This window comes from Pseudomonas sp. FIP_A4, assembly GCF_036701605.1.
Classification (GTDB): Bacteria; Pseudomonadota; Gammaproteobacteria; order Pseudomonadales; family Pseudomonadaceae; genus Stutzerimonas; species Stutzerimonas phenolilytica.
In genome coordinates, this window is the sequence record NZ_JAYDXP010000103.1 from 54,306 (window position 1) to 60,718 (window position 6,413).

General features: G+C 68.3%; 9 protein-coding genes. 2 read left to right on the top strand and 7 right to left on the bottom strand.

The window, feature by feature from the left end:
• Positions 1 to 13: 13 nt before the first annotated feature.
• From U8L64_RS01880 to U8L64_RS01905, 6 genes are all read right to left on the bottom strand, one after another.
• Positions 14 to 1,960, bottom strand: coding sequence for a DUF7844 domain-containing protein (locus U8L64_RS01880; protein ID WP_333393529.1), 1,947 nt, complete (start codon positions 1,958 to 1,960; stop codon positions 14 to 16).
• Entirely contained in the window at positions 1,957 to 2,277 is a 321-nt protein-coding gene (locus tag U8L64_RS01885; protein ID WP_043294872.1) for a DUF2388 domain-containing protein, read from the bottom strand. Before U8L64_RS01885 ends, U8L64_RS01880 begins: the two co-directional genes overlap by 4 nt.
• 56 nt (positions 2,278 to 2,333) lie before the next feature.
• A complete protein-coding gene (locus tag U8L64_RS01890; protein WP_043294871.1) occupies positions 2,334 to 2,630 on the bottom strand; it encodes a DUF2388 domain-containing protein in 297 nt (98 codons plus the stop codon).
• A 77-nt stretch (positions 2,631 to 2,707) separates the two neighbouring features.
• Entirely contained in the window at positions 2,708 to 3,025 is a 318-nt protein-coding gene (locus U8L64_RS01895) for a DUF2388 domain-containing protein (RefSeq protein ID WP_333393532.1), read from the bottom strand.
• A 129-nt stretch (positions 3,026 to 3,154) separates the two neighbouring features.
• Entirely contained in the window at positions 3,155 to 3,358 is a 204-nt protein-coding gene (locus U8L64_RS01900) for a DUF1127 domain-containing protein (protein WP_043294869.1), read from the bottom strand.
• A gap of 160 nt (positions 3,359 to 3,518) precedes the next feature.
• On the bottom strand, positions 3,519 to 4,319 hold the full coding sequence (locus U8L64_RS01905; RefSeq protein ID WP_333393535.1) for an AraC family transcriptional regulator: 801 nt from the start codon (positions 4,317 to 4,319) through the stop codon (positions 3,519 to 3,521).
• Positions 4,320 to 4,407: 88 nt separating this feature from the next.
• On the opposite strand from U8L64_RS01905, the gene U8L64_RS01910 reads away from it, so the two are divergent.
• Entirely contained in the window at positions 4,408 to 5,397 is a 990-nt protein-coding gene (locus U8L64_RS01910) for a bile acid:sodium symporter family protein (RefSeq protein ID WP_077682406.1), read from the top strand.
• 120 nt (positions 5,398 to 5,517) lie between these two features.
• Entirely contained in the window at positions 5,518 to 6,108 is a 591-nt protein-coding gene (locus U8L64_RS01915) for an NAD(P)H-dependent oxidoreductase (RefSeq protein WP_333393538.1), read from the top strand.
• 73 nt (positions 6,109 to 6,181) lie between these two features.
• Here the strand turns inward: U8L64_RS01915 and U8L64_RS01920 are convergent.
• Positions 6,182 to 6,413 (bottom strand): NAD(P)(+) transhydrogenase (Re/Si-specific) subunit beta (locus U8L64_RS01920; protein WP_333392721.1); only part of this gene is annotated, 232 nt, incomplete at its 5' end.

Below are 6,413 nucleotides of genomic sequence, written 5' to 3' on the forward strand. Positions count from 1 at the left end.
AGCTGTAGGGGCCTCACGGCAATTCCAACCCACCTCCAGCCTTATGCAGCCCGCGCAGGTGCTCCCCGATCTGCGTCAGGTTGGCTTCGATCGCTTCCAGTTCCTTCCGCCGCTCGTCTCCGAGCAGTACGCGCACTTCGCGGTCGAGTTCTTCGCTTAGCTGGTTCAGGCGCAGCTGGCGCTGTTCGCTCTCGCGCTCCAGGCGGCGCCACTCGCTGGCCTGTGGCAGGCCGTAGCCGTCGCCGTCGAGCAGTTCGGCCGGGCGGCTGAGGTAGCCGCTGCTGGCGAGGATTTCCTGCAGCGCGCCGTCAGCCTTGTCGAGCCGGGCGTCCTGACCGCGACCACCGAGGTAGCGGTTCTTCAGTTCGTCCTGGGCCAGCAGCAACTGCTTGCGCAGGGCGGCCTGCTCGACCAGCAGCAGCGCGGCGGCGGCGCGCAGGTCGGCGCGTTCGATCCACGGCCGGCGCTTGGCCGCGTCGAGCTCCAGCCATTGTTCAACGCTGTTTTGCGGCAGGCCGAGGCGTTCCTTGAGTACGACGAACATCGCCTGATAGCGGTCGCGGTAGGAGTCGAAGCGATAGCCCAGACGCAGCGCTTCGCGAGGGTCGTCGAGTACGCTGGCATCGGCGAGGCCGCGGTGGATCAACACCTCCAGCAGGCCGTTGGGCATGATGCTGTCCAGTGCGCGCAGCTCGTCGCGCGCGGTGCCGCCGCGCAGCAACTTGAGGGTTTCGACCGCACAGTTGTTGGAGAGGAAGTAGTAGTCGCCGTCGTAGCTCCAGTGCAGCTCGGCGCTGCGCTCGACCAGCTGGCGAATCTCCTCGCGGCGTAGCTTCAGCGGTACCGAGGCGAGGCTGCGCAGCTCCACCTTGGTGTATTCGTCGATCACCTGGCCCAGCGGCAGGATGAACAGCCGCGAGGGGTAGGCGCCGGTCAGGCCATCCCAACTGGACAGCTGCACATCATCGACGAAGGCGCGGAAAGACAGCACCAGATGATGTTCCAGATCCAGCCGGCAATCCGGTCCGGGCGTGCGGCCGGGCGCGCAGATCACCAGACGTAGCATGCTGTGACCCCAGCGGCTGACCCAGGCGTCGTTGGCTTCGGCGAACAGGTAGTCGACCTCAAAGACCCGCGCCGGATCGAGCGTCAGCAACGGTGTGCGGCCGAAGTCTCGGCCGGCATTGAGAAACGGATAGCCCGGCGCGCAATCGGCCGTGGACGCCGGTGTCCAGCCGAAGTGCGCGCTGAAGTAGCGCTGCAGCGAGGGGCGGCGGCAGGCGTAGCTGGGGTCAAGCAGAAAATATTCGAGATTGACCGCGACAAACTCGCGCGGATTGCTCAGCTCGTAGCGATCCGGGCTGCGTGCGACCTGAGCGTTGGTCAGTTCGCGCGCGCCGCGGCGGCCGACCCGCTGCGGCCAGCCGGCGAGGTCGAGCAGGCGCGGTTCGTCGCTGAGGGTGAAGCGGCGCCGCTCCTGGCCACGGCAGTCGTCCGGCAGACCGACCGCGCCGAGACTGCCGACGCGCTGGCGGCACTGCGCCTGCAGAAGATGCTGGTCGGGCGACCACAGGCGGGCGCGATCGTAGAGGTGGGCGATTTCGTGGATGACGGTGGCGAGCAGTTCGCGGCGAACCGTGCCGTGCGTACGCCCGGTACGCTGGCTGGCGGCGGAGCCGTCGACGAGGGCCGGCAGCAGTCGTCGATTGAGTTCGAGGCGATCGCCACCGGCGCGACCGTAGGCTTGCGTTGGCAGCCCGTCCTGCCACACCACCTGCACGTCGCGATCCAGCCGCTGGAGCAGGCGCGGCGGCAGCGCGGCCAGCGCCTCGTCCAGCAGCGCCTGGCTGGCCTGGCGTTCGCTGGCCTGCAGGGCGGTGGCATCCAGCGTCAGACGCAGGTCGGCCTGGGCGGTGGCGGCCAGGCCCAGGCAGCTCGCCAGCAGCCAGGCGCGAATCACAGGGCGAGGATGGCTTCGGCCAGGGCCAGATCGCTGGCGTCGCGGGCCGCCGGGAATTCGCTGCGCAGCGAGCCGAGCGCGGCTTCCAGGCGGGCGCCGCGGATCTCGCCTTCGCTGGCGACGAAGCTGGCGGCCTCGTCGCGGGCTTCGACCACCACCTTCATGTCGCGGATCGAGGTGGTGGTGTCGGAGGTGAAATCGAGGCTGCGATCCAGCGCGCGCACCACGATGTTGCTGGTTGCCACCAGCGTCTGGGCCTGGGCGGCGCCGGCGCATAGCGCCAGGGCGAGGGGGAGGGCAATCGACAGTCTGTGCATGGTGCGAGTCTCATGGCTGGGGCGGGCGATGCGCGATGACGGCATCGGGCGCCGGATCATTGAACGAGGATGGCCTCGGCCAGCTGCAGATCGCTGGCGGGCAGGCCGGGGTGCTGCTCGCGCAGCCAGTGCAGCGCCGCCTGCAGGCGCGCGCTGCGGATCTGGCCGCCACTGCCGACGAAGCTGGCAGCATCGTCGCGGGCGGCGGCGACCAGCTTGTTGTCGAACGGTGCACTGGTCAGCTGGCTGGCGACGAAGGTGGTCTTCGCGACGCCGGCGATGGTGGTGTCCAGTGCCAGCGCGGGGCCGGCGGCGCAGCAGGCGATGGCGAATACGAGGTGCAACGAACGCATGGGAACCCTGGCAGCAAAAAAACGGCGCCAAGGCTAGCGAAACGCCGGTCTCAGGGCCAGCGTCCGCCGCGATCGCCTCACAGCGCGAGGATCGCCTCAGCCAGTTGCAGGTCGCTGGCGCCCAGTTGCGGTTGCTGTGCGCGGATGTGCAGCAGCGCGGCCTCCAGATGCGCACCGCTCAGCTCACCCTGGCTGGCGACGAAGCGCGCCGCGTCGTCGCGGGCATCCAGCACGAGCTTGTCGTCGCGCAGCGAGGAGGTCAGGTCGGAGGTCGCATCGACGGTGTTGATCAGACCGCCGACCACCATGTCGGTGGTGCCGGTGAAGCTGGCGGCCGAGGCGTTGCCGGCCAGCAGCAGGCCGGCGGCGCAGAAGGGGAGCAGGTAGCGGTGCATGACGAAGTCTCCAGATGTTCGCACTAGACCGTACCGCTTGCAGCATGTTCCGCCCCGCGGCCGGCTGGGCGCAGCATAGGCGCCCGGTCGCGGCCTGCAAAGCGGATCGTGCGATCCGCGTCTGGGCGTTCAGCGCCAGAACGGCCGGCGCAGCTCTTCCTGGCGTTCGCTGGGGCTGATGCCGGCATCCGCCAGCAGTCGGGCGTCCAGCTGTGCCAGCTGACGGCGGCTACGCGCGCGTTGCTGCCACAGCCGCAGCGTGTGCGGCAGGCGCGCAAGCCAGGCTACGGACGGGGTGATGATGACGAGGGTGCGAGGCGCGGCGCGGTCCATGAGGCCTCTCCTTCCCGGCTGGCGGGGGCTGATGTCTGGGGAGACAGGATGGCGCGCGTCACGCCGGCGCGGCAGCCACAGGGAAAGACAATTGTGCCGGTGCAGTCGCGGCGCGCGGCAAACTGTACCGCTGCCCGGTGGTGCAACTGTTCGTCGTGCGCTAATCGCGTCGTGGTCGCGCCACGGCGCCCGGGGTGGCGCCGAAGTGCAGGCGGAAGGCGGCGATGAAGGCCGAGGTGGAATCGTAGCCGCAGGCGAGCGCGACCTCGGTGACCGCCTCGCCCTGTTCCAGCAGCGGTAGCGCGCTGAGCAGGCGCAGGCGCTGGCGCCAGGCGCGGAAGCTGAGGCCGGTATCGCGCTGGAACCGGCGCGTCAGGGTCTTCTCCGACACCTGCAGGCGCTCGCTCCACTGCGCCAGGCCGAGCGGCAGGTCGGGCTGCGCGTAGAGCGCCTCGCAGAGCTGCCGCAGCCGCGCGTCGCCGGGCCATGGCAGCGAATAGCCGATCTCCGGTGCGGCGCGCAGCTGGTCCAGCAGCACCGCGGCCAGACGCCCGTCGGCGCCCTGCTCGTCGTACTCCACCGGCAGTTCGCCGAACGCGCGGATCAGCTCGCGCAGCAGCGGGCCGACCGCCAGCACCTGGCAATGCGGCGGCGCCCAGGACACGGCGCGGTAATCGATGTACAGGCTGCGCATTTCGGTACGTGGCGAACTCACCACCTCGTGCAGCAGCCCCGGCGGCACCAGGATGGCGCGCTGCGGCGGCGCGAGAAAACGGCGCCGCTCGGTGTGTACCCGCAACACGCCGCTGGTGGCGTAGGACAGCTGGGCCCACGGATGACTGTGGCGCGGCGTGGTGGTGCGCTCGGCCAGCGATTCACTGCGGGCGAATAGCGGGCGCGGCAGGGACGCCATCGTCGGGATGGGGCGTTGCGGCAGGATGGTCTGTCCGTTTGTCGACATTAGCTGGCTCGATGGCGTTAGTCGGATATCCGAGACGACAGTAGACTCGCGCTCAATCCGTCGCAAGTCACCGTCCTCAGGAGCACACATGGCCAGACCCCGCCTGTTACCGGACAACTTCACCCTTGCCCTGCTTGGCGCGGTGGCCCTCGCCACGTTGCTGCCGGCGCGCGGACAGGGCGTAGCGGTGTTCGAGTGGATCACCAACCTGGCCATCGGCCTGCTGTTCTTCATGCATGGCGCCAAGCTGTCGGGGCCGGCGATCCTCGCGGGACTGGGGCACTGGCGCCTGCACCTGCTGGTGTTCGGCTGCACCTTCGTGCTGTTCCCGTTGCTCGGCCTGGCGCTGCGACCGCTGCTGACGCCGCTGATCGGCCCGGAGCTGTATCTGGGCATGCTCTACCTGTGCGCGCTGCCGGCCACGGTGCAATCGGCTATCGCCTTCACCTCGCTGGCGCGCGGCAACATTGCCGCGGCGGTGTGCAGCGCGGCGGCCTCCAGCCTGATCGGCATCTTCCTCACCCCGTTGCTGGTGCTGCTGCTGATGGGCGCGCAGGGCGATGGCGGCTCGACACTGGATGCCATCGGCAAGATCGTCGTGCAGCTGCTGCTGCCGTTCATCGCCGGGCAGTTCGCGCGGCGCTGGATCGGCGACTGGGTGGCGCGCAACAAGGGCTGGCTGAAGAACGTCGACCAGAGTTCGATCCTGCTGGTGGTCTACACCGCGTTCAGCCACGCGGTGGTCGAGGGCATCTGGCAGGAGGTGCCGCTGCCACAGCTGCTCGGCCTGGTGCTGGCCTGCTGCCTGTTGCTGGCGCTGGCGCTGGGTATCACCTGGCTGATCGCGCGCGGGCTGGGCTTCGATCTGGAGGACCGGATCACCATCCTCTTCGCCGGCTCGAAGAAGAGCATGGCGACTGGCATTCCGATGGCGCAGGTGCTGTTCGCCGGCGGCGCGCTGGGCACGCTGATCCTGCCGCTGATGCTGTTCCACCAGATCCAGCTGATGGTCTGCGCGGTGCTCGCTCAGCGTTATGCGGCGCGGCCGGAGTCGCCGCCGGTGGCGAAAGCTGTGTAGTTCGCCACCAATAGCTTGGAGATTCGTGACGGATACGCACAAATCATTTGCCCGTTCCGATCTGGGTGCGGTGCGCGGGGATGAGTAAGCTGCGCGCCAATCCGTTCCCGAGGCCTCTCCATGAAGAAGATTCTGCTACTCAACGGCGGCAAGGCGTTCGCCCATTCGGCCGGCCGCTACAACGCCACGCTGCATCACGCCGCACTCGAAACCCTGACGGCGGCCGGCTTCGAGGTGCGCACCACCGAGATCGACGCCGGCTACGACGTGCAGCAGGAAGTCGAGAAGATTCTCTGGGCGGATGCGCTGATCTATCAGATGCCCGGCTGGTGGATGGGCGCGCCCTGGACGGTGAAGAAGTACCTGGACGAAGTGTTCACCGCCGGCCACGGCAGCCTCTACGCCAACGACGGTCGCACCCGCTGGGACGCGTCGCAGAAGTACGGCAGCGGCGGCCTGCTGCAGGGCAAGCGCTACATGATTTCCGCCACCTGGAACGCGCCGCAGCAGGCCTTCGACGACCCCAGCGACTTCTTCGCCGGCAAGGGCGTGGATGCGGTCTACCTGCCGTTCCACAAGGCCAACGAGTTTCTCGGCATGCAGGGCCTGCCAACCTTCCTCTGTGTCGACGTGATGAAGCGGCCGCAGGTCGAGGCGGATGTCGAGCGCTATCGGCGGCATCTGGGTGAGGTGTTCGGCTTCAGTGTCTGACCCTTCGCTACAGGCAAAGAAAAACCCCTCGCGGCATGGCCGGGAGGGGTTTTTTCGTTTCAGCGCGAGGCGATCACTCCACGGCCTTGACCATGTCCTCGACCACCTTCTTGGCGTCGCCGAAGACCATCATGGTCTTGTCCATGTAGAACAGCTCGTTGTCGAGGCCGGCATAGCCGCTGGCCATGGAGCGCTTGTTGACGATGACCGTCTTGGCCTTGTACGCCTCGAGGATCGGCATGCCGGCGATCGGCGACTTCGGATCGGTCTTGGCCGCCGGGTTGACCACGTCGTTGGCGCCGAGC

Coding starts and splice junctions, on each gene's coding strand:
- U8L64_RS01900 (WP_043294869.1), bottom strand. CDS start 3,358: ATGGACCGCGCCGCGCCTCGCACCCTCGTCATCATCACCCCGTCCGTA.
- U8L64_RS01915 (WP_333393538.1), top strand. CDS start 5,518: ATGAAGAAGATTCTGCTACTCAACGGCGGCAAGGCGTTCGCCCATTCG.
- U8L64_RS01890 (WP_043294871.1), bottom strand. CDS start 2,630: ATGCGTTCGTTGCACCTCGTATTCGCCATCGCCTGCTGCGCCGCCGGC.
- U8L64_RS01885 (WP_043294872.1), bottom strand. CDS start 2,277: ATGCACAGACTGTCGATTGCCCTCCCCCTCGCCCTGGCGCTATGCGCC.
- U8L64_RS01895 (WP_333393532.1), bottom strand. CDS start 3,025: ATGCACCGCTACCTGCTCCCCTTCTGCGCCGCCGGCCTGCTGCTGGCC.
- U8L64_RS01910 (WP_077682406.1), top strand. CDS start 4,408: ATGGCCAGACCCCGCCTGTTACCGGACAACTTCACCCTTGCCCTGCTT.
- U8L64_RS01905 (WP_333393535.1), bottom strand. CDS start 4,319: ATGTCGACAAACGGACAGACCATCCTGCCGCAACGCCCCATCCCGACG.